This window comes from Planktothrix mougeotii LEGE 06226 (assembly GCF_015207485.1).
Lineage (GTDB): Bacteria > Cyanobacteriota > Cyanobacteriia > Cyanobacteriales > Microcoleaceae > Planktothrix.
In genome coordinates this window covers 42,017-62,552 of the sequence record NZ_JADEWU010000007.1, presented here as the reverse complement: position 1 = coordinate 62,552, position 20,536 = coordinate 42,017, and the positions used below count along the sequence as shown (strand labels likewise).

At 40.9% G+C, this 20,536-nt stretch carries 20 protein-coding genes; 12 read left to right on the top strand and 8 right to left on the bottom strand.

What is annotated here, in order from left to right; translation table 11 throughout:
• Position 1: 1 nt before the first annotated feature.
• Complete coding sequence (locus IQ236_RS05185; RefSeq protein ID WP_193868274.1) at positions 2-448, bottom strand: hypothetical protein; 447 nt, start codon at positions 446-448, stop codon at positions 2-4.
• A 237-nt stretch (positions 449-685) separates the two neighbouring features.
• Between IQ236_RS05185 and IQ236_RS05180 the strand changes: the two genes are divergently transcribed.
• Both IQ236_RS05180 and IQ236_RS05175 read left to right on the top strand, forming a co-directional pair.
• A complete protein-coding gene (locus IQ236_RS05180; RefSeq protein WP_193868273.1) occupies positions 686-2,365 on the top strand; it encodes a glycoside hydrolase family 10 protein in 1,680 nt (559 codons plus the stop codon).
• Between the two features lie 12 nt (positions 2,366-2,377).
• Positions 2,378-2,845 (top strand): GNAT family N-acetyltransferase, encoded by a 468-nt coding sequence (locus IQ236_RS05175; protein WP_193868272.1) that lies wholly within the window; start codon positions 2,378-2,380, stop codon positions 2,843-2,845.
• Between the two features lie 158 nt (positions 2,846-3,003).
• On the opposite strand, the gene IQ236_RS05170 is transcribed toward IQ236_RS05175, so the two are convergent.
• The gene (locus IQ236_RS05170; RefSeq protein ID WP_193868271.1) at positions 3,004-3,405 is read right to left on the bottom strand and encodes a nuclear transport factor 2 family protein; all 402 of its coding nucleotides are present in this window, start codon (positions 3,403-3,405) and stop codon (positions 3,004-3,006) included.
• Between the two features lie 9 nt (positions 3,406-3,414).
• Positions 3,415-5,595: a transglycosylase SLT domain-containing protein gene (locus IQ236_RS05165; RefSeq protein WP_193868270.1), complete on the bottom strand. Its 2,181-nt coding sequence runs from the start codon at positions 5,593-5,595 to the stop codon at positions 3,415-3,417.
• Positions 5,596-5,844: 249 nt separating this feature from the next.
• On the opposite strand from IQ236_RS05165, the gene IQ236_RS05160 reads away from it, so the two are divergent.
• A complete protein-coding gene (locus IQ236_RS05160) occupies positions 5,845-6,657 on the top strand; it encodes a MotA/TolQ/ExbB proton channel family protein (protein WP_193868269.1) in 813 nt (270 codons plus the stop codon).
• Between the two features lie 64 nt (positions 6,658-6,721).
• Positions 6,722-7,411: an ExbD/TolR family protein gene (locus IQ236_RS05155; RefSeq protein WP_190516012.1), complete on the top strand. Its 690-nt coding sequence runs from the start codon at positions 6,722-6,724 to the stop codon at positions 7,409-7,411.
• Between the two features lie 71 nt (positions 7,412-7,482).
• On the opposite strand, the gene IQ236_RS05150 is transcribed toward IQ236_RS05155, so the two are convergent.
• Together IQ236_RS05150 and psaK are read right to left on the bottom strand one after the other, a co-directional pair.
• Positions 7,483-8,700: a site-2 protease family protein gene (locus tag IQ236_RS05150; protein ID WP_193868268.1), complete on the bottom strand. Its 1,218-nt coding sequence runs from the start codon at positions 8,698-8,700 to the stop codon at positions 7,483-7,485.
• Between the two features lie 235 nt (positions 8,701-8,935).
• Positions 8,936-9,217, bottom strand: coding sequence for a photosystem I reaction center subunit PsaK (gene psaK / locus IQ236_RS05145; protein ID WP_190516009.1), 282 nt, complete (start codon positions 9,215-9,217; stop codon positions 8,936-8,938).
• A gap of 222 nt (positions 9,218-9,439) precedes the next feature.
• Between psaK and IQ236_RS05140 the strand changes: the two genes are divergently transcribed.
• Positions 9,440-10,099, top strand: coding sequence for a phosphoribosylanthranilate isomerase (locus IQ236_RS05140; RefSeq protein ID WP_193868267.1), 660 nt, complete (start codon positions 9,440-9,442; stop codon positions 10,097-10,099).
• 68 nt (positions 10,100-10,167) lie between these two features.
• Positions 10,168-10,899 carry a calcium-binding protein gene (locus IQ236_RS05135; protein ID WP_193868266.1) on the top strand — a complete coding sequence of 244 codons (732 nt, stop codon included), beginning with the start codon at positions 10,168-10,170 and terminating at the stop codon, positions 10,897-10,899.
• Positions 10,900-10,921: 22 nt separating this feature from the next.
• Here IQ236_RS05135 and IQ236_RS05130 read toward each other — a convergent pair whose 3' ends face one another.
• Positions 10,922-11,269 carry a hypothetical protein gene (locus IQ236_RS05130; protein WP_193868265.1) on the bottom strand — a complete coding sequence of 116 codons (348 nt, stop codon included), beginning with the start codon at positions 11,267-11,269 and terminating at the stop codon, positions 10,922-10,924.
• A 404-nt stretch (positions 11,270-11,673) separates the two neighbouring features.
• Here IQ236_RS05130 and psbO point away from each other — a divergent pair, with 404 nt between their 5' ends.
• From psbO to IQ236_RS05115, 3 genes are all read left to right on the top strand, one after another.
• Positions 11,674-12,510, top strand: coding sequence for a photosystem II manganese-stabilizing polypeptide (gene psbO / locus IQ236_RS05125; protein ID WP_193868264.1), 837 nt, complete (start codon positions 11,674-11,676; stop codon positions 12,508-12,510).
• A 523-nt stretch (positions 12,511-13,033) separates the two neighbouring features.
• A complete protein-coding gene (locus tag IQ236_RS05120) occupies positions 13,034-13,807 on the top strand; it encodes an RNA polymerase sigma factor SigF (RefSeq protein WP_193868263.1) in 774 nt (257 codons plus the stop codon).
• 139 nt (positions 13,808-13,946) lie between these two features.
• On the top strand, positions 13,947-15,290 hold the full coding sequence (locus IQ236_RS05115) for a TldD/PmbA family protein (RefSeq protein ID WP_228041436.1): 1,344 nt from the start codon (positions 13,947-13,949) through the stop codon (positions 15,288-15,290).
• Between the two features lie 158 nt (positions 15,291-15,448).
• On the opposite strand, the gene pirA is transcribed toward IQ236_RS05115, so the two are convergent.
• Both pirA and IQ236_RS05105 read right to left on the bottom strand, forming a co-directional pair.
• A complete protein-coding gene (gene pirA / locus IQ236_RS05110) occupies positions 15,449-15,601 on the bottom strand; it encodes an arginine synthesis PII-interacting regulator PirA (protein WP_437126747.1) in 153 nt (50 codons plus the stop codon).
• A 569-nt stretch (positions 15,602-16,170) separates the two neighbouring features.
• Positions 16,171-17,085: a bacteriohemerythrin gene (locus IQ236_RS05105; protein ID WP_193868262.1), complete on the bottom strand. Its 915-nt coding sequence runs from the start codon at positions 17,083-17,085 to the stop codon at positions 16,171-16,173.
• A 256-nt stretch (positions 17,086-17,341) separates the two neighbouring features.
• Between IQ236_RS05105 and IQ236_RS05100 the strand changes: the two genes are divergently transcribed.
• The 3 genes from IQ236_RS05100 to IQ236_RS05090 all read left to right on the top strand — a co-directional run bounded on the left by IQ236_RS05100 (position 17,342) and on the right by IQ236_RS05090 (position 20,494).
• The gene (locus tag IQ236_RS05100; RefSeq protein WP_228041427.1) at positions 17,342-18,139 is read left to right on the top strand and encodes a DUF3153 domain-containing protein; all 798 of its coding nucleotides are present in this window, start codon (positions 17,342-17,344) and stop codon (positions 18,137-18,139) included.
• Positions 18,140-18,284: 145 nt separating this feature from the next.
• Positions 18,285-19,124, top strand: a complete 840-nt coding sequence (locus IQ236_RS05095; RefSeq protein WP_193868338.1) for a segregation/condensation protein A — start codon at positions 18,285-18,287, stop codon at positions 19,122-19,124.
• A 212-nt stretch (positions 19,125-19,336) separates the two neighbouring features.
• Positions 19,337-20,494, top strand: coding sequence for a sugar phosphate nucleotidyltransferase (locus IQ236_RS05090; protein ID WP_193868261.1), 1,158 nt, complete (start codon positions 19,337-19,339; stop codon positions 20,492-20,494).
• The last annotated feature ends 42 nt before the right edge of the window (positions 20,495-20,536 follow it).

Genomic DNA, 20,536 nt, shown 5'->3' with positions numbered 1-20,536 from the left:
TTTATTCCTTGGTAAAAAGCTCAAGATAATCTGCATTAATGGGGGCAATATATTTCAAATTAGCCCGAACATAACACACTCCTGAATTAAACCGAGGGCCAGCCGGATGAATACTTTCTACTTTTAACCAAGGTTGACCATTTTTAAGAACAATGGCATCTCCTTTACCATTATTAGAAAACAGGGCATTAATAATCGCTCCCGACACTAATTTAGCTTTAATCGTTCCTTCGGGAGTATTCCGACAGTTGAGAGATTCGGGGTCAACAACTAACCAATAAATATTATTATAAAGTCCTCGATTTCCTTGAACTTTTGCAGTCACAAAATCTCCTTTAGAATTCGCTTGGGGAACTTCAGCCATTTGAGCCACTCCCACGCTTGTAACTAACGTGAGAGTTGTAATGGCTGTTGTGATTCCAGAAACCAGTGTAGAAATGAATTTCATAATTAGACCTGAAGCTATAAAACAATAACTGAAAGGCTATGAATAAGTTAACATCTTCAAGGATTGTAACTTATCCTACTTTAGGGTAAAATTCTGACTTATATTATATTCTTTTAGGATGAAATTTGATACAAAATTAAATTATTGTGTAGTTTTGTTCTGAAAGATTAACCCTGAAACTGGAATCTATAACCGATCTCTTCCTCAACTGAAAACTCCTGATCAATTGAATTCCTTATGGTAAAATTTACAGATATAACCACTCATTGGGCTAAAGACAGTATTGAAAATTTAGCCAATAAAAACATCATCACAGGTTATCGAGATGGCAGCTTTAAACCCGATGCACCCGTCACAAGGGCCGAATTTGCTACAATGCTGATTAAAGCTTTTCCTCAACTTTTAGAGAATCGAGAACCCATCGAATTTAAGGATGTTTCGTCGCAATTTTGGGCCTATAGTGTGATTCAAAAAACCTATCGAACTGGGTTTATGAGTGGGTATGAAGACCAAAGTTTTAAACCCCAACAAAATATTCCCAGAGTTCAAGCCTTAGTGGCTTTAGTTAAGGGATTAAATTATGAACCCACTCAATCTATTGTTAAAACTTTAAATGAAAGCTTAAATGATGCTAAAGATATCCCAATTTATGCTAGAACTGCTGTTGCTGCGGCGATTGAATCTGGGTTAGTGGTGAATTATCCAGAGGTGAAACTTTTAAACCCCAATAAACCTGCAACTCGTGGGGAAGTAGCGGTGTTTTTTTGTCAAGCATTGCGTCAACAAAATGAACCTTTAACCATTCCAGAACAATATATTGTGAAACCTCCTGTTCTCCCTGTTCCTACTGGAGAATTAAGAGGAGTTTGGTTAACCAATATTGATAGTGATGTTCTGTTCTCTAAAAATGCGTTAACAGAAGCGTTTAATTTATTAGCCGAATGCAAATTTAATACCGTTTATCCGACGGTTTGGAATGACGGTTATACCCTGTATCCCAGTGTTTTAATGGAACGATTTACGGGAATTAAAATTGATCCAATTCCTGAATTAAAAGATCGAGATATTCTTCAAGAAATGATTCCTTTAGCCAAAGAACGAAATATGAGTGTGATTCCTTGGTTTGAATTTGGGTTTATGGTTCCCCCAAATTCTAAAATTGCAGAACTACGACCCCATTGGATTACTTGTCGTCAAGATGGGACAAAAGGTTATCAAGAAAGTCAAGTTAATCAAGTTTGGTTAAATCCCTTTCATCCTCAAGTTCAACAATTTATTTTAGGATTAATCATTGAGGTCGTCAGAAACTATGATATTGATGGCATTCAACTGGATGATCACTTTGGTTTACCTGTTGATTTAGGTTATGATGAATTTACTGTTAAATTATATCAGAAAGAAACGGGAAATTCAACTCCTCCAGAGGATTTTAAAGAGGCAAATTGGGTGAGTTGGAGGGCAAAAAAAATCACAGAATTTTTAACTCGAATTTTCTGGGTGATTAAAGATTATAAACCGAATTGTATTCTATCTTTATCTCCTAATCCTTATTTGTATGCTTATTCTCAGTTTTTACAAGATTGGAAAACCTGGGAACAGGAAGGCTATTTAGAAGAATTAGTCTTACAAGTCTATCGAGAGGATATGAATGGCTTTTTAGCCGATTTAAAACGTCCTGAACTCTTGGAAGCCAAAAGCCATATTCCTGTGAGTATTGGGATTTTAACGGGACTCAGAATTAAACCGATGTCCTTTGCTACTGTAACAGAACAAATCCAACTAACCCGCGATCGCCAATTTGCAGGAACATCATTTTTCTTCTATGAAACCTGGAAACAAATGATGACATCAGAAACCCAAAAAGCTGAATTTAAAACCTTATTTTCGGAAGCTTTAGAACGCCCAAAATTTGTTTAATGATCAACAACAATGATTAAAATTCGCCCTTATTTAGATCAAGATTGGCCACTAATTTGTCGTGTTCATGATCGCGCTCAACCTGCGGAATTTTTGGGATCTTGTGATTTAAGGGCGATGACCCCTCTAGCGCACAATCCCAATGGGAATCAAATTTGCTATGTTTATGATAAATTTGTAGCTTGTAAAGGGAAAACAATTGTTGGTTTTGTTGCAATAGATCGCAACTGTATTGCTTTATTATATATCGATCCCGATTATCAAAATCAAGGCATTGGTAAACGGTTATTAAACTTAGCTTTAAAGCTAATTGGTTCCCCCGCTTATACAATTGTTATGGCTGGAAATCAACGAGCGATCGCATTTTATCAAAAAGCCGGATTTCAAGAAATTGGAAGCTTTAAAAGTCATGTTTCTGGTTATCCTTGTCGATTTATTCGTTTAATTCGATTAACCGAAAACAGTGATCAGTTAATATAAACCCTCTAGTTGTAGTGAGGGCTTCAGCCCTCTAGTTGTAGTGAGGGCTTCAGCCCTCTAGTTGTAGTGAGGGCTTCAGCCCTCTAGTTGTAGTGAGGGCTTCAGCCCTCTTTATTATGATTGAATCCAGACAGCCCTGAAGGGCTGACTACGTTTGATTAGGAAGGTAAGGTAAAAATAACACCTAAATATTCTCGGTAACTGCAAATGCGATCGCCTTGAATATCAAATACAATAGCGGCTTGATTTTGATAAGGTTTATCCCACATTTCACCTTCTGAACTCACTTCAAAAACCACCGTTGTTTCATTATAAGTTATCCGTTGTAACGTTAACGTTAAACTCTTTTTAAACACACATTCACTGGCATAATTTAAGAACTTGGCTAACGTTGTTTTCCCTTGATTAACGCCTTTGTAGGAGCCCGCAGGAAAAGAAAAGGTACAATCTTCCATCACCATTTCTAAAAAAGGTTCCCACTGTCCAGTCACTAAACCTTGCTGAAGTCGATCAAACCCTTGTTGAGCAACAGCTAAGGTAGAAGAGGCTCCAGATTCCATAAATCCTCCTTAATTTTTATAATTAGCAGTATGTTCTTGTAAACGTTGAGCAATATCGGGATTATAAATTCTGAGATAATTCCAGTAATTTTCAAACACCGATTTTACATAACCTTGGGTTTCAGGATAAGGAATTTTGACTACAAATTCATCAGGATCTTGAAAACCAAATCGTTTCAGCCAATCTGAAACCGCACCAGGGCCAGCATTATAACTGGCGACGGCTAACATTGAATTATTGTTATATTCTCGATGGGTAAAATCCAGATAATAGGTTCCTAAATTGATATTATCATTGACATTTTCTAAGGAATAATCCTTCAATTTAATTTGTTTAGCAACATCCGCCCCCGTTTCTGGCATCACCTGCATTAATCCCGTCGCCCCGACAACAGATTTAATTTGAGGCATAAATCGGGATTCTTGACGAATTAAAGCCGTTACTAAGACCGGATTTAATTGCCGTTCTTTTGACCAATTAACAATGGTTTCTAAATAGGGAAAAGGATATAATGCTTCCCAATAAGCGGGTCTTTGTTTTAAGTCTAAATATTGCGATCGCTCTTGGGGATCATCTCGCCGATTTAAACTCGATAACATCCAAATTCCATCCAAATTATCCCCCACTCCCATTCGCATTAACCCATCGGTATATTGTTCAGAAACCGAAGGCTGCATCGGATTTTTAAACTCCGTTTGCCATAGCGTCCAAGCGTCTTGATTTTGCCCTAACGCATACAGTTCTTGTAATATTTTAGAACCCGCCGGAGGCACTTCTCGAATCTCAGGATGTTCAACATGGGGAGAGAGGGGTCGAACGGTGGTAAAATCCCCTACAGGCCATCCTAAATGCACCGCAGAACGCCAAGCATAATAAGAGGAAGGATAACGGACAATTAAATATTCATAAGCTTTTTTTGCCTCTTGAGAATTGCCGATTTTCTCTGCCCATTTCCCCACCCAAAATGTGGCTTCTGGAGCAAATTCACTATCAGGATTCTTCAGTGAAACTTGTTTAGCCCAGTCGGATGCTACTTGTAAATTCCCGGCTTTTACTGCTTGTTGGGCCAGTTCCCAACGCAATTGGGCGGCGGCTTCAGACTCACTATATTGGCTGAGTAATTGTTGACGAGTTTCTGAAGCAGATTTTTCCGATCGCATTTGATCTAAGAGTTTAGATTTATCTAATAAAGCCTCGGCTGCATGGCGGGGAAATTGAGAAATCACTCGATCTAAATACACTAAAGCGTCTTTTTGATCGGAAAGTCTGGATAATCTTAATAAACCAAATCCGGCATCTTCTCCTTGGGGATCAATCTCATTGGGAAAGGTATTAATTAACTGTTGATAAGCAATTCGAGACTCAGGAATTTTATCATCTAACCATAAGCCTCTGCCATGACGATAGAGATTTTTAGGAGTTTTTGGGGCTTTGGAATAGGCGATCGCCGCTTTCCCATAATCTTGTTTTTCCCAATAGCCAAAAGCTATAATTTCCCATTGTTCCGGTGTAAGTTGATTGCCAAATTTTGCCTTTAATTGTTCTAAATAAGTTCCATAGTCTTTTAAATATAATCCATGTTGGGCAATTAATAACAATAAGTCAGGTTGGTTCGGATTTTGTTTCAGGCGACTTTGAGCAATTTCTAGGGTGCGGGGATGACTGGGAAATTTTGCGATCGCTTGATCCCAATATTGAGGATTTGTTTTTCCTAAAGCAAATAACGCTTCGACGACAACAGGTTGATCACCATAATTCGCTAACAGTTCCTGCCAAGTTTTTTCAGCTTTTTCCGGCTCTCCCATTTGTTCATAAGCTTGCGCCCGTTTAACTAAAATCTGACCCGCCAATAAGGGATAATCTTTCTCTAATCCTTCTAATAATTTAAGTGCCGTTTCCGGGTTTTCCTTTAAAGAATCGCTGGCTAATAAATATCGCGCCCGACTGGTTTCTAGGGAATCATTTTTAGTTTTGGCGATCGCTTCTAATTCGGGTTGACGTTGAGAAACAGGCAATAAAGCCAGTTTTAAAACTTCCGATTCAGGAATTTGTGAAACAGAAGCCGGAGTTTGCTGGAATGATTTTTTCCACTCTTGAAATTGAGTGAGGGGGAAAAATACACCCACCAACAAAGCCCCAGACGCGATCGCTGGCAAAATCCAAACTTTCGAGATTCGTCGCTTAATCATGATGGATGTTTAAAAAAAGAACAGAGCGGAAAAATAGACAGAGCAATTCTAATTTTAACTTAACCTGATTTTCCCTAGCAGAAGTCTTGCGGTCTTCTATAGTAGGGAGCAGGGAACAGGGCACAGACTAGACTAGCGATTCGCTCCAGAGAATGGCAAAATTGAAAGGGTTTGGCTTTTATTCGCCATATTACCTGCACATCTAATACAGTTGTAGGGGTTCGGTTTTTAGGAGGTTGTGCCAATTCCATGAATATCCAAGAGATTTTTGCTAAGGGTGGGCCAGCAATGTGGCCTTTGCTGATTTTATCCATCTTATCGATGACTGTGATTGTAGAACGCATTTGGTTTTGGATTACCACCCTCACCAAAGAAAAGCAAATCGTCAACCGAGTAATTGATTCGGCGCGGCGAGGACAATGGGGAAAAGCCCATCAAATTGCCAAACAATCCAGCAATCAACCCATGGGACGGTTTCTCTATGCACCCCTACGGTTACAGTCTCCAGACCCGGAGTTATTTCGTTTAGCCTTAGAAGCCGCAGCCGATGAAGAATTAGCCTTCATGCGTCGGGGAGACAAAGTTTTTGAGGCGGTGATTGCCATGGCCCCACTATTGGGACTCTTGGGAACCGTATTAGGGTTAATTAACTCCTTGGGTTCAATTCGCTTAGGAGATATTGGGACTTCATCGGCTTCGGATGTCACCTTGGGAATTGCGGAAGCCTTAATTTCAACTGCAACGGGATTAATTGTTGCCATTTTGAGTTTGGCTTTTTATCGATTTTTTCAGGGTTTAATGTTTGGTCAAGCTAAAATCTTCCGCAAAGCGGGAAATGAATTAGAACTGCTGTATCGTCAAAATTGGCCCTATGCCAAATCTCAGTTACAAATTCCTGAAACTGAAGCCGAAGAAGAACAGGAAGCAGAAACAGAAGAACCGATTTTCAAACATTTGTTCGTAGACCGAGACAATAATCATAATGCTTCGGTAGAACCCGAAAAAATTATTAAACCGGGAGAACCGTCTGAGGTTTTGGATGAGGAAGAAGATAAAAAATAAACGATTTTAACAGCTAATACTACCTTTACCCTGAAAAAAACAAGACATTAATCACAAAACTTTTATGAAAATTAGAACCGATTCAACCGTTGATGAAGCCAGAATAGAATTAATTCCCTTAATTGACGTGGTGTTTTGTATTCTCACGTTCTTTATTTTGGCTTCCTTGCAATTAACTCGTCAACAAGCGATTAATGTGGATTTACCTAAAGCCAGTACCGGGGAAACCCAAATGCAAAAAATGTTAATTGTGGGGATTGATACGGCTGGACAAACTTATATTGAGCAACAACCTGTTAACCAAGATCAATTAGACCGAACCTTATTACGATTTCGTCGTTGGAATCCCAGTGGCTTAATTGTGTTATATGCCCCGAAAGAAGCCCGTTACAACGATGTTGTTCGGGTTTTAGATCGTTTGAGGGCAATTGGTGGGGAACGGGTCGCCCTGGCGACGTTACCCAGTTCTCAGGAAATTCAACCGCCCACAAACCCCTTAAATCCTAGCGTAACTCCTCCTGCCAATCCGTCTAATATTCAGCCTCCCTTTGCCCCAACAACGCCTAATTCTGGCGATGCTTTACCCCCCATTGTGCCCCCCTTACCCAACCCGCCTAATAGTCTTCCGTCTCAGGATAGTCCCGTTTTAACTCCTTCTATCCCCCCCTCGGATAACGCTAATCCCTTTGTCCCTCAAATTCCTCCGGCTAATAATACCCTTCCTTCTGAAGATCAAGGACAACGGAGTTTTTAATTCAACAGATTTACCTGTCCTCACAGCCTGATCTTAATCAAGATTCAGGAGTCAAATTCATGATTAACGCCCTAACTTTCTGAGGGGTTTCTATAACTTGAAGTCAGGGTTTTTGCTAAAGTCACTAATGGCAAACCTGGAGGATAAATTCCTTCTTCTTTAATACTGCGAATACTCGCTTCGGAAATGGGAACTTTCAGATAATTTGCCACAGATCGTACCACATCCCCCCGATCAATCATCCCTGCTACGGCTCCAGCCGGAGATAATACGGTAATCCGGCGGAGTTCTTTCTCTTCCATAGTATTAATAACTTCAACTAATGAGGCTTTTTCCGATACGGTAATCAGTTCATTCAGGGGTTGAATAATTTGATGTAATTTCTGAATATCCCATTGACTCCGTTCAATGATTCGCAGCGCCTCAACTGACACTAACCCGCGATAGCGACCATTAGAGGCGGCAAAATATACGGGAACCACATCAGCCCCAATTAAATACTCATCGGCAAATTGACGTAAGGTTAAATCAGCATCTACAACTCGAAATTCACGGGTCATTGTATCGACGGCTTTAATCTTAACTAAGGCTTCTTGTAAATCCGTGAGGCGATTATAGGAACCCGCATTTTGTAACACAAACCAGCCAATTAAAGCAATCCATAATCCACCATAACTTTTAGCAAATAAAACTGCTGATAAGCCGAGGGAAATTGCTAAAATTCCTAAAAATTGACCTGTTTTTGCAGCCCAACGGACTCCGGTAAACCGATCTCCGGTGAGTTTCCAGATTATTGCTTTGAGGACTTGTCCGCCATCGAGGGGCAACCCTGGAATTAAATTAAAGATGCCTAAAACTAAGTTAATTCTCGCTAATTCTTGAATCAGGGAATAAATTAAACTTGAAGTGGGTAAAAATTGGACAACCAGATTGAGAATAAAAAATAAGCTAAAACTCACCATAGGGCCAGCGATCGCTACTTGAAACGCTTGACCCGGTGTTTTAGATTCTTCATCAATGGAAGCAACCCCACCGAAGAGAAAAAGGGTAATCGAATTGACTCGAATGCCTTGGGATTGAGCCACTAAACTATGGCCAAGTTCATGTAAGAGCACTGAAGCAAATAACAACAATGCAATCGCTAACCCCGCAATCCAAGATAAATTCGGCCCCCATTGAGAATAATCTTGGCGATTGGCGACTGTAAATAACAAAACAATCACAAACCAAGACGAATCAACAAAGAGTGGAATTCCAAATAAAGATCCAATCCGCCAACCTGCCTGCATGAGATGCCTTTAACTCCGTTTAGATAAGGTGGGTTTAGCCTCCCTGTTAACAGTGTATCAAGAACCTCAAGCTCTTGAAGTTATTGTTAATAACGCGAATCGCGCAAGCTGTTAATTCTTGAGCCTGCGCTTAATTCGCATGGGCAGGTTAGAAGGTTGAACCGAGAATAACAGAGAAAATTTCAGGACAGCTAAAATTTCCTGATTGTTTTTAACTTTGCTGGGGAAATTGCGATCACAAAACTCCAGCGTTACCTAATGCTAAAATTACCCCAGCCCCTAAAATATGTCCAAAGCTTGCCGTTGCCAATAATTCAGGAACTCCAAATCCTGTAAACATCCGAGGTAAACCGGGTAAATCTGGCCCTTTGCCCCGATTTTCTTTAGAAATGGCGTAGAAACCGATGAAAATCGCTAACAAGTTACAGACAATCATAACAATTGCCACGCTGGGAGACCAATTAACGGTGGTGGGAACTGTCCCTTTTATCGACATTAGTAAAGAAGTGTAAATCAAGTTTGTATCTCCTGATGAATTGACAAATTTGTTAATTGCAAGGAATGGACTGGATCTTTTCCTAATCGTTAGCCGTTGAGGAATGACCGTCTTTAACTTTCAGGATTATAGAAATCTGATTGTAAAAACGTCTAATTTGTTGAAAAAGTTAATATTTCATGTAAAATTTTGATACGAATTGCCACCCGGAATCAGACCGTAAACTCAATAGGAAAAGGATGAATGCGAATTAAAATTTGTGGAATTACCCAACCGGATCAAGGGTATGCGATCGCTCAACTGGGTGTGACTGTGTTAGGGTTTATCTGTGTGCCTTCTTCCCCTCGTTATATCACATCGGCACAAATTCGCAATATTTTAAAGGATTTACCGAACGCTGTTCAAACCATTGGGGTTTTTGCCAATGCCAGTTTAGAGCAAATTCATCAAACCGTGATAGAAACGGGATTAACGGGTGTACAACTTCATGGTCATGAATCCCCAGATTTTTGCGATCGCTTACGTCAAATCTTACCCCAAATAGAATTAATCAAAGCGTTCCGCATTCAATCTCAAGCAACCTTACTCCAAACCCAAAACTATTTTAACTTTATTGATACCCTCTTATTAGATGCCTATCACCCTCAACAGTTAGGGGGTACGGGTCACACCTTAGATTGGCAAAGTTTACAACAATTTTCTCCCCCTTGTTCTTGGTTTCTCGCTGGAGGATTAACCCCTGATAATATTCAGGACGCCTTACAACAGTTAAAACCGGATGGGATTGATCTTTCAAGTGGCGTTGAACGTTCTCCCGGTGATAAAGATTTAGCGAAAGTTCGTCAATTATTGAAAGCAATAGAAAGGGTTTTATTAGAATTAAAAACTCCTAATATTGCGTAGAATTAGATTTGAAACCCTGTTAACAAACTATTAATTTTTTTATTAGTAGAGGATTTTATATTACTTCTATGACTTCACTTTCTTCCCCAGTTCAATTAATTCCTGACCCCGATGGTTCTCTGCGATTATTAGCAAGTGATACCTCCGAATATATTACCTTATTTCAAGGAGAACTAACAAACTATCCCGATGGACTTTGGAGTTTAGCCGGAGACGATCAAATTACCGGAAGTATCGATAATGAAAATATCTTTGCTAATCAAGGTCAAGATAGCATTTATGGCGGCGAGGGAAATGATCAAGTCTTTGGTGGTCAACAAAATGATCAGATTTTTGGAGAAGCCGGAGATGATTTTCTTCGAGGAGATCTGGACAATGATTTCATTGATGGCGGAAACGGAACTGATCAATTATATGGCGGTAAAGGAGACGATCAAATTTTCGGTCAAGCCGGACAAGATATTCTATCAGGGGATTTAGGAATTGATACCTTAACAGGAGGGGAAGGCGGTGATATTTTTATTCTCAGAACTGATGAAGCCAACTCCAACCCACAGCAAGTTGATGTGATTGCCGACTTTGAATGGTTTAGCCAAAATGATAAAATTGCATTAACAGATGGGCTAACCCATGCTGATTTAAACTATCAACAATTAATGGATTATGAAGGCGATGGTTTAGTGAACGATACCGTGATTGTCCTCGTTCAAACTCAGGAAATCTTGGCTGTAGTTTTAAATGTTGATGACTTTGCATTAGATGGCGTTTTTCTCGCCGCCAACTCCCTCAATTTCTTGTAAACTCACCTTCTCTTTCCCCAGCCTATCCCTGAATTTCCTCTTGTCCAGATACTTCCTCTAAACCCATGACGGGAGACTCCTTCTGTAAGTGTTCCATAACAGATTTGAGAGAACTGCGGGGAATATAAGGCCACCCGCCTTGGGATTCAATCTCTCGCAATAAATGATAAAGTTGCTGACGATTATCGGGTAAAGATTGCTGAAACAGACTATCTCGAATGTCTTGGTGTAACTGTTCTAAAATTCTGAGTATCGCCAAAAGCTCCAGACTATTTCCTTCCGCCGTCTTCGCCAATGTCCAAACCTCATCCGCTAAGGATTCAAGCTGAGTTAACGACGCTGATAAATCCAATTGAGTGTGACTATCCATAATCAATTAAAACGTTCTTCTCTCCATAAATTGGCAGACCCCCACTTCAAGATTGCGATCGCCTGCGTCAACTTAAGTAGTTTAACTGATCTCCTGTTCCCTGTCTCCCGTCTTCTTCCCCCAGATTCCACCCCGCTTTTGCTTGCGAGTGAACGAATTTGTACTTGTGGTAAAAAAAAGAGTCACAAGCCGTGTAAAATCTCTATTGGGTTATGTTTCAGCTACCCAATAGCTCCCTGATTCAACGTGACTAACCCCGTTGAAGCAAAAGTCCTTATGTCTTTAGACCGAGGAGTTTGAGAACGCACCCCTAGAAGTGTTCCCATTTGTGGCTTTATCGCCGAAAACGATTTCAACGCCACAATCCTAATTTCACATATCAATTTTGGATATTGAGGTTGACAATGAGATATCGCGCTTTGGTTGCTGCACTGTTAGCAATCTGTTTAACTGTAATCACCGCTTGTTCTGATGGCCCACAAGCCAAAGATCCTAAGTTACTGACCTATGATGATATTAGAAATACAGGATTAGCTGTAAACTGTCCGACCTTACCGGAAACAGCACGAGGTTCTATTCCTCTTGATCCGAAGAAATCCTATAGTCTGAGTGGTCTGTGTCTGCAACCCACCAACTATTTTGTGAAAGAAGAACCCAGCAATAAACGCAAAGAAGCTGAATTTGTTCCGGGTCGTCTTTTAACTCGTTTCACTTATAGCTTAGATCAAATCAGTGGTAATCTTCTGATTGGTTCCGATGGAAAACTAACCTTTCAAGAAAAAGATGGAATTGATTTCCAACCCATTACCGTTTTATTACCCGGTGGTGAGGAAGTTCCTTTCCTGTTTACCGTTAAAGGCTTAGTCGCCAGCTCTAAAAATCCAGTCAGCAGTATCAATACCTCTACGGATTTAAGTGGAGATTTTAACGTTCCCTCCTATCGAGGTGCTAACTTCTTAGATCCTAAAGCTCGTGGGGTGGCTTCTGGCTATGATAATGCTGTGGCTTTACCCGCAACCGCCGATGAAGAAGGTTTAACATCGGCTAATGTCAAGTTAGCAGATACAAAGGTCAAAGCGGGTCGTATTTCCTTACAAGTTTCTAAAATTGACGGCGAAACTGGAGAAGTTGCTGGCATTTTTGAAAGTGAACAGCCTTCTGATGACGACTTAGGTGCCAAAGAAGCCTTGGCTGTCAAAGTTCGGGGTGTGTTCTATGGTCGCATTGAATCTGCCGTCTAAGCTAACCTATCCATAAATTGATCTCTTCATGAGAGACTTTGAGGTTGGAAGACAGGGGGATTGACGGTTATTTATTTCCCGTTCATCGTTGACCATCCCTTGACAATGGCTTGACGGTTAACGGGTCAGGGGTAACACTTTAACCCTCTATCTTCCGACACCCAGATCCTATACTCCGCTCTGATCAGCTTTCCTGAATCAGGAGTCGCGGTTAGAGGGTCTATTGATGATTAAGTCAATCCATTAATTTGTATAAAAATCTTGTGTCAACCCCAGAAGTAGAGCTAAAATAGTATATTGTTGCCCTTAATCTGTATAAATTGATTCAAGCTAGGCTTCCAGGGTACTTCCCCAAAGTCCTCGTTTAGTGCACAGCCTCGACCCCATATTGACTGTAGTATCTAGGTTAAGCGTTCTGTCTTTCCCAGGTACTCCCCTCTAACCTCACTTCCCATATTAAGCCGAGTGTGGTCAAGATTGATACTGAACTCATTAGCCAGCCCTACCAACGCAGGATCTTGTCATGCCTACTCAAGTCATCAACTATCCCAGAAGCGAAAGTTTGGAACTGTTACGCCAATATCAACAGTTTCCTTCTAAGGATGTCCGTAACCGGATTGTCCAGTTAAATATTGGATTAGTGCGTAAGGAGGTACACCATTGGGTAAACCAGTGTACCGAAAGTTATGAAGACTTACTTCAGGTCGGGTGCATCGGCTTGATTCGGGCCATAGAAAGATTTGATTTGTCTAAAGGTCATGCCTTTAGTTCCTTTGCAATTCCCTATATTCGGGGTGAAATTCAACACTACTTAAGAGACAAAAGCCCCTCGGTTCGAGTTCCCCGTCAATGGTTGACTCTGCAACGGCAATCCTTGAAGGTGATTCAACAACTGCATTTAGAACTGAAACGACCCCCCACCGATGCCGAAGTCGCCGAAGTATTGAGGATTTCGGTAGCAGAATGGAACGAAGTTAAACTGGCTAACCGCAATCGTTCTTTACTCAGTTTAGACGCTCCCATTCAAGATGAAGAAGAAGGGACAACTTGTTTAGGGGAATTAGTTCCCGATAGTCGCTATCGTAGTTTTCAGTTAGCTCAAGAAGATCAAATTCGGTTACAGCAAGCTTTAGCTAAATTAGAAGACGGAACCCGAAAAGTGTTGGAATTTGTATTCCTCTATGATTTAACCCAAAAAGAAACCGCAGAACGTTTGGGAATTAGTTCCGTCACGGTTTCTCGTCGGGTGAAAAAAGGCTTAAGTTCCTTACAAAAACTCATGGCGGGTGGCGAGTAACCGAGTCCTGATGCTCCGAGTCTTCCCATCCCTAAAATCCCAGAAACACTAAAATAAAGACACCCTGATTTGAATTGGGGCATAACTGTTAAAAGGGATTGGGCTTGTGGATTTAATTCAAGATCGGCTACTGACAACGATGGCAATCTACCAAAATCAGGTGGATTACCTAGAAATTCGGTTACAACAAAGTGAATCAACGGCTATTGCCTATCGAGGTTCCCAAATCGATGCCGTGAACCGCAATTTTTCCCTGGCTGGAGGAATTCGAGCTTGCCAGAAGGGAGGATGGAGTTTTGTGACTTTTAATGGTTTAGATGAGTTAAATAACCGTGTTGAGGAAGCCATTTCTCAAGCTCATTTAGTCGGGGAAGAAACTACTCAACTTGCTCTTGTGGAAGGGATTATCGATCAAGTTAATGTGGAATTGAAACGTGATCCGAGGGGAATTTCGCTCCAAGAAAAACGTCAACTGATTGAAAATTATAACCAATTGCTATTAGATTTTGATCCTCGAATTCAAACAACTACTGTAAGTTATACCGATCAATTTAGTCAGACTTATTTTGTTAATTCCCTAGGAAGTTGTATCATCCAAGAACGGTTAGATGTTAATGGTAGATTTGGGGCAGTTGCTAGAGGAGAAGCAGGTATTATTCGTCAAGGATTTGAATCCGTTGCCTCTCGGTGTGATTATAACGTGCTTCAGGGTATTGAAGAACGGGTGCAAAGTGCAGCAGAACGGGCAATTCGGCAGTTAGAAGCCAAGCCTGTTAAAGGGGGTCAATATACGGTTGTTTTAGATCCCTATTTAGCTGGGGTGTTTATTCATGAAGCCTTTGGTCATTTATCGGAAGCGGATTTTGTCTATGAAAATCCCCGAATGCAGGAATTATTAGAATTGGGAAAACCGATGGGAATTGAACAATTAACGGTGGTTGATGATGCCACCATTCCTGACCTTCCCGGTTCAATTTGTTATGATGATGAAGGGGTTCAAGCTCAACGCAAATATTTAATTAAAGATGGAATACTAACTCAACGGTTGCATAATTTGGAAACGGCCGGAAAAATGAAAGAGAAGCCGACGGGAAATGCTAGAGCGTTAAGTGCAACCTATCCCCCGATTGTGCGAATGACCAATACGGCGATTGAAGCGGGCGATCGCACGTTTGAAGAAATCATTAAGGATATTGAAGAAGGGGTTTATGCCGTTAGAATGTTGGGAGGGCAAACCAACGGGGAAATGTTTACCTTCGCCGCCGCCGAAGGCTATATGATCCGCAACGGTGAAATCGCTGAACCCGTGAGTGATGTTACCCTCAGTGGCAATGTGTTTCAAACCCTCAAAGATATTGAAGGGATAGGAAATGACTTACTTTACACCAATGGGGGCTGTGGGAAAGGGGGACAAATGCCCTTACCCGTCAGTGTTGGTGGGCCTCATGTGCGGATTAAAAATGTCGTGGTCGGGGGTCGTTAATTAGAAAGGGATTAGAAAGTAACTATAAAGCCTGGTGATGTGATTCAACCAGGCTTTGGGGAAATTTTTAATCATATATTCTTCTAGGACTAAGGTTAACACGACTGGGTTTCACCACTGCCTAGCTGAATGCAGGTATTGTTTGACAGAATATCTTTCTAAATTTGGCGCATTTCGGCTTCGAGAAGACGGATCAGATTTTCATCTCCATTCGTTCTAGCAACTTCTAGGCGATGTTCTAATCTTTTTTGGATGTTAGCGCGATGGACATCGGAGAGTTTAACGGAATTTCTGCGTGAGTTTTTGTTCAACATGGACTTTTTTTAATAATCTTTTGTGCTTACTCCTTTATTATATCCCCCCTTTCGCAAAATTTGGATGACATTGCTGCAAAATCTTAAAATTTTGTAACGTAAGCTACAGCTTTATTTCAAAAATCTGGATCGAGTATTTCTACTTACCACTTTTAGGCTGATTCATTGGGTAGTCTCAGCTTGCTCTCGGCTCTTGATGATTGAAATGTATTAAACGGGACTGGGCGGACTTGAACCGCCGACCTAGCGCTTCAGATTTGTGTGAGTTTCCCCACTCTCTGGACTATCCCTTCACCCTAGGCTGATGCTGCCTGTAGGTGGTGGCCGTTATGTCTAAAGAATAAAATCAATTATTCTGTAGAACCAGTCTCTGCACCTTCTTTCCTCCATAAGAGGTAAAGCTTGGCTCAAGATTACCTTATCTGTTCCCAGACTTAGGCTTCCTTGAATTTGACCACATTCACTCACGAGGTTTCCCCACATGGTGCCCGATTGTTCAGGAGGCGCTTGCTCTATCCACCTGAGCCACAGCCCCAAATTGACACTATTTCTATATTAGCATGATTTTATACAATAAGTTCCTTTTGTCGTTTTTGGCGGAGGAAAATAATCATTTTTTGATCTTCATCTTTAATATGATCAATTAGCCAATGGGTCAAAAAATGAGAGACATTGATGCTAAGTTCTGAACTAGATTCTGTCTTTTCCTGTTGATTAAACTGTTCTACTTGTTCCCGCAGCCGTTGATGTTTGGCTTTATGTTCCGAATAGCCCGGATAGCCATAGTGGAGCATAAATTGTTCTTCCGTCTCAAAATGAATAGTGGTGTAATTCCTCAAACTTTTGAGGGTTCGTTGGATTAATTCTTCTGCTCGTCCTGTCAGCATCGCAGTATTCAGTGCATTAATCCCATGGAAAAGACTTTTATGTTGATCATCAATCAAAGTATAACCCGTTTCATATTTGGAATGCCAACGGGCAATCTCAAACTGGGAAGCAAGTGTAACGGAGGACTGAGTAGAATCTGAATGAGGCTTAAACCAATAGCCGTGACAGCAAAATCTAATCATTTTTCGATCTTCACCTTTGATGTGATGAATTAACCAATCGGTTAAAAAGTGGGAGACTTCAATGGTTAACTGAGATAGGTTATTGTAATTTTTATGTTCAAATTCTAAAACTTGAGTTTTGAGAGCTTTATGCTTAATCTGATGTTGTTGATAACCCGGATAGTTGTGGCGAAGCATGAATTCTTCTTCAGTATCAAAATGAACAGTTGTGTAGTCTTTTAAACTCTCAAGGGTTTTTTGGAGTAACGCTTCACCCTGTCCCTCTAACATGGCATTATTCAGGGAATTGATGATACTAAATAGACTTTGATGTTGTTCATCAACAAGGTGATCCCCTGTTTCATATTCGGGTAGCCATTGCGCGAGTGTAATCCCCATAAAATCAACTCCTGAAGTCGTCATTTTAGTCATTCAACCGTTGACTCAGTAATAGTCTGGAAGAAATTTAAAAATAATTCAGGGCCCTTAGCCTTAATTGAGTCTATACCTCTATAGTACAGGATTATCAAAAAATCAACATTATTAAGAATCTTTAAGTGAATGCGATCGCCCGAAAAACTCCTACTCAAATTTCCCCTACAACTCCAACAAATAAGAGGATTAGCGCTGGCGCAATTGATCAAGACTCGCTATATAATAGGATTTAACAATAACTGGAGATAAAATTATGATCAAAATTATTAAACAATTAACCCTTGTTTTTTGCGCTATTTTTCTGTTAAGTGGCTGTGTTCGATATGATGTGGGAGTAGAATTTCAGGATCAAACCCACGGTCAAATTGTTCAAAAGATTCAATTAGGAGAACAATTGACCAGCTTTAGCCATGACGTTGTAGATGAATGGATATCTACGATGGAACAACGGGTTAAACAGTTAAAAGGGAAAACCAAACGACTCTCTAAACAAGAAATTTTAGTGACAATTCCTTTCTATAATGGTCAGGATTTAGAGAAAAAATTCAATCAATTCTTTAATCCCGCCGAATTTAAACCTAAAAAATCCAAGAAACAATCTACTATCGAACTTCCTCAATTTTCTTCAAATTTTAACGTTAAACAAAATAATTTTATTTTTGCCTTACGCAATCATCTCAGCTTAGAATTAGATTTGCGATCGCTTTCTTTACTCTCCACCTCAGATAACGTATTAATCAGTTCAGGGAACTTATTAGAACTGCAATTTGTATTAACAACGCCTTGGGGTGCAACGGTAATCAATCCAGTCAGTCTTTCTGACCCATCGAGTGAACCGTTGTTAGTCAATATTGAGTCTAGCGGAAAACAGGTCATCTGGACACTCAAACCTGGAGAAATTAATCACCTCGAAGCCATGTTCTGGGTTCCGAGTCCGATTGGAATAGGAACGGTTTTAATTATTATAGTAACGGCTTTAGGAATTTACCTGAAATCGAGTACCTACCCCAAGATTAAAACAGAGCAACCTCCGATTCCGACGAAGGTTTAACCTGATTCAACAGCTACAAAAAGCCCTAAAAACGAAAGTTTTGGTTTACAATAGGTAGACATTAAGTGAACTACTGAGTTTTGTACCTTCAGTGATTTCAGGCGATTCTATCCTTTCGAGTCCTGATCCGCTCTCTAACTTTCCCCTGGCCGTTGCCACCCCTCAAGATGCCTTAACGGCTCTATCCGAGGGAATTGCACTCCTAATTGACTTGGCGCAGAGGGGAGAAATTGATCCTTGGGATGTTCAGGTGATTGATGTCATTGATCGTTATCTCAGTAAACTGACACCCCCAGAGGAATCAACCTCTAGCAATAATTTTACCGAGTTGTCCCAGTCGGGCCAAGCCTTTTTGTATGCCTCTATGCTCGTCTTGCTGAAGGCAGATAGTTTGATGGCAACGGAAATAGACCCGAATGGAACCTTACCCGAAGCAGAAGAGTTCCTAGAACCAGAAGAGGAAGGCAATGGCATTCAACGGCCCCAACAACTTGAACGACAACTGCGACGACGGGCTGTTGCTAAAATTCCCCAAAAACGGCGAGTCACGTTGTCAGAACTGATTGAACAGTTGCAACTGATGGCCGCCACCATCGCCGCCCAAAAAGCTCGCCCCCGTCCCCGTCCCAGTACCGCCAAAACCAGATCAACAACCGCAAAGGCGATCGCTGAGTTGGCCCACCAGGAAAACTTAGTGGAAATGGCGGCGCAAGTGGAACGACTCTTGAATCGGGAAGGATCACAACAGAGTCAGGAATGGTTCGAGCTTGACCAGCTATTAACCCTGTGGTTACAGACGAAGCCACCCCAACCCCCCCCAGCTTCGGAAGAAAACCCGGTTCACTTAAGCCCAAATCATGATCGGGTGGGGGTATTTTGGGCCTTATTATTATTATCGGCTCAATCTAAAGTCGAGCTAGTCCAAGAGGAATTTTATCAAGACCTTAAAATTCGCTCTCTGACTGAGCTATCACCAAACTCTTAAATTCTTTTAACGACAACTTTTCAGGAATCTCTCGGATCAATCCTAATAAACCTTGATAGGCTATTAATTGATCAGGATTTCCTAGATCAGATTGTAATGTGAAGTCATGCTTCTAGGACAGTGTTGTGTAAACAAAAAGCCAACTGATTTTGATCCATGAGTTGCATCTCATTTGATAACTTTAAACATAGCTTAGGGTTGAGGAAGTGAACATGAAAGCCATGATTTTGGCCGCTGGAAAAGGAACTCGTATCCGTCCCATTACTTATACGATCCCTAAACCTTTAATTCCGATTCTGCAAAAACCAGTAATGGAATTTTTGGTGGAATTACTGCGAATGCACGGGTTTGACCAAATTATGGTCAATGTTAGCCACTTAGCCGATGAAATTGAAAACTATTTTCGAGATGGTCAACGGTTTGGGGTGCAAATTTCCTATTCTTTTGAAGGAAGAATTGAGGAGGGAAATTTAATCGGACAAGCCTTGGGTTCAGCCGGAGGGATGAAACGAATTCAAGATTTTAATCCCTTTTTTGATGATACTTTTGTGGTGTTATGTGGGGATGCGTTAATTGATTTAGACTTAGCAGAAGCAGTAAGGTGGCATCGAGAAAAAGGTTCTATTGCCACCATTGTTATGAAATCTGTTCCGAAAGATCAAGTCTCTAGTTATGGGGTTGTTGTTACGGACAACACGGGTCGTGTTAAAGCTTTTCAAGAAAAACCTTCCGTAGAAGAAGCTCTCAGCACAGATATTAATACGGGGATTTATATTTTTGAACCAGAGATTTTTAAATATATTCCATCGGGGTGTGAGTATGATATTGGTAGTGAATTGTTTCCCCATTTAGTCGAAATTGGTGCTCCTTTTTATGGCATTTCAATGGATTTTGAATGGGTGGATATTGGGAAAGTGCCCGACTATTGGCAAGCGATTCGCAGTGTGTTATTAGGATATATTAAAAACGTCTCGATTCCCGGTCATCAGGTGCATCCGGGGATCTATACCGGGTTAAATGTGGCTGTCAACTGGGATCAAGTCAATATCCAAGGCCCGGTTTATATTGGAGGGATGACTCGTATTGAAGACGGAGCAACGATTATTGGCCCGACGATGATCGGCCCTAACTGCTGGATTTGTAGCGATGCTTATGTAGACAATAGCGTGATTTTTGAATATTCTCGTTTAGGCCCAGGAGTACGTTTAGTCGATAAATTGGTGTTTGGGCGCTATTGTGTAGATAAACTCGGTGCTTCCATTGATGTCCAAGCGGCGGCGCTCGATTGGTTAATTACAGATACCCGTCAAGTGTTTAATTCAGATTCTTCTGAACGACAAGCCATCGTCGATTTATTGGGTAATCCTTAATTTAAGCGGTGTCGGTGTCCGGTATTCGGTATCCGTCACCCG

What these genes read in the sequence shown, in the direction of transcription:
- IQ236_RS05185 (WP_193868274.1), bottom strand. Translation starts at nt 448, where the DNA reads ATGAAATTCATTTCTACACTGGTTTCTGGAATCACAACAGCCATTACA.
- IQ236_RS05180 (WP_193868273.1), top strand. Translation starts at nt 686, where the DNA reads ATGGTAAAATTTACAGATATAACCACTCATTGGGCTAAAGACAGTATT.
- IQ236_RS05175 (WP_193868272.1), top strand. Translation starts at nt 2,378, where the DNA reads ATGATTAAAATTCGCCCTTATTTAGATCAAGATTGGCCACTAATTTGT.
- IQ236_RS05170 (WP_193868271.1), bottom strand. Translation starts at nt 3,405, where the DNA reads ATGGAATCTGGAGCCTCTTCTACCTTAGCTGTTGCTCAACAAGGGTTT.
- IQ236_RS05165 (WP_193868270.1), bottom strand. Translation starts at nt 5,595, where the DNA reads ATGATTAAGCGACGAATCTCGAAAGTTTGGATTTTGCCAGCGATCGCG.
- IQ236_RS05160 (WP_193868269.1), top strand. Translation starts at nt 5,845, where the DNA reads ATGAATATCCAAGAGATTTTTGCTAAGGGTGGGCCAGCAATGTGGCCT.
- IQ236_RS05155 (WP_190516012.1), top strand. Translation starts at nt 6,722, where the DNA reads ATGAAAATTAGAACCGATTCAACCGTTGATGAAGCCAGAATAGAATTA.
- IQ236_RS05150 (WP_193868268.1), bottom strand. Translation starts at nt 8,700, where the DNA reads ATGCAGGCAGGTTGGCGGATTGGATCTTTATTTGGAATTCCACTCTTT.
- IQ236_RS05140 (WP_193868267.1), top strand. Translation starts at nt 9,440, where the DNA reads ATGCGAATTAAAATTTGTGGAATTACCCAACCGGATCAAGGGTATGCG.
- IQ236_RS05135 (WP_193868266.1), top strand. Translation starts at nt 10,168, where the DNA reads ATGACTTCACTTTCTTCCCCAGTTCAATTAATTCCTGACCCCGATGGT.
- IQ236_RS05130 (WP_193868265.1), bottom strand. Translation starts at nt 11,269, where the DNA reads ATGGATAGTCACACTCAATTGGATTTATCAGCGTCGTTAACTCAGCTT.
- psbO (WP_193868264.1), top strand. Translation starts at nt 11,674, where the DNA reads ATGAGATATCGCGCTTTGGTTGCTGCACTGTTAGCAATCTGTTTAACT.
- IQ236_RS05120 (WP_193868263.1), top strand. Translation starts at nt 13,034, where the DNA reads ATGCCTACTCAAGTCATCAACTATCCCAGAAGCGAAAGTTTGGAACTG.
- IQ236_RS05115 (WP_228041436.1), top strand. Translation starts at nt 13,947, where the DNA reads ATGGCAATCTACCAAAATCAGGTGGATTACCTAGAAATTCGGTTACAA.
- IQ236_RS05105 (WP_193868262.1), bottom strand. Translation starts at nt 17,085, where the DNA reads ATGACTAAAATGACGACTTCAGGAGTTGATTTTATGGGGATTACACTC.
- IQ236_RS05100 (WP_228041427.1), top strand. Translation starts at nt 17,342, where the DNA reads ATGATCAAAATTATTAAACAATTAACCCTTGTTTTTTGCGCTATTTTT.
- IQ236_RS05090 (WP_193868261.1), top strand. Translation starts at nt 19,337, where the DNA reads ATGAAAGCCATGATTTTGGCCGCTGGAAAAGGAACTCGTATCCGTCCC.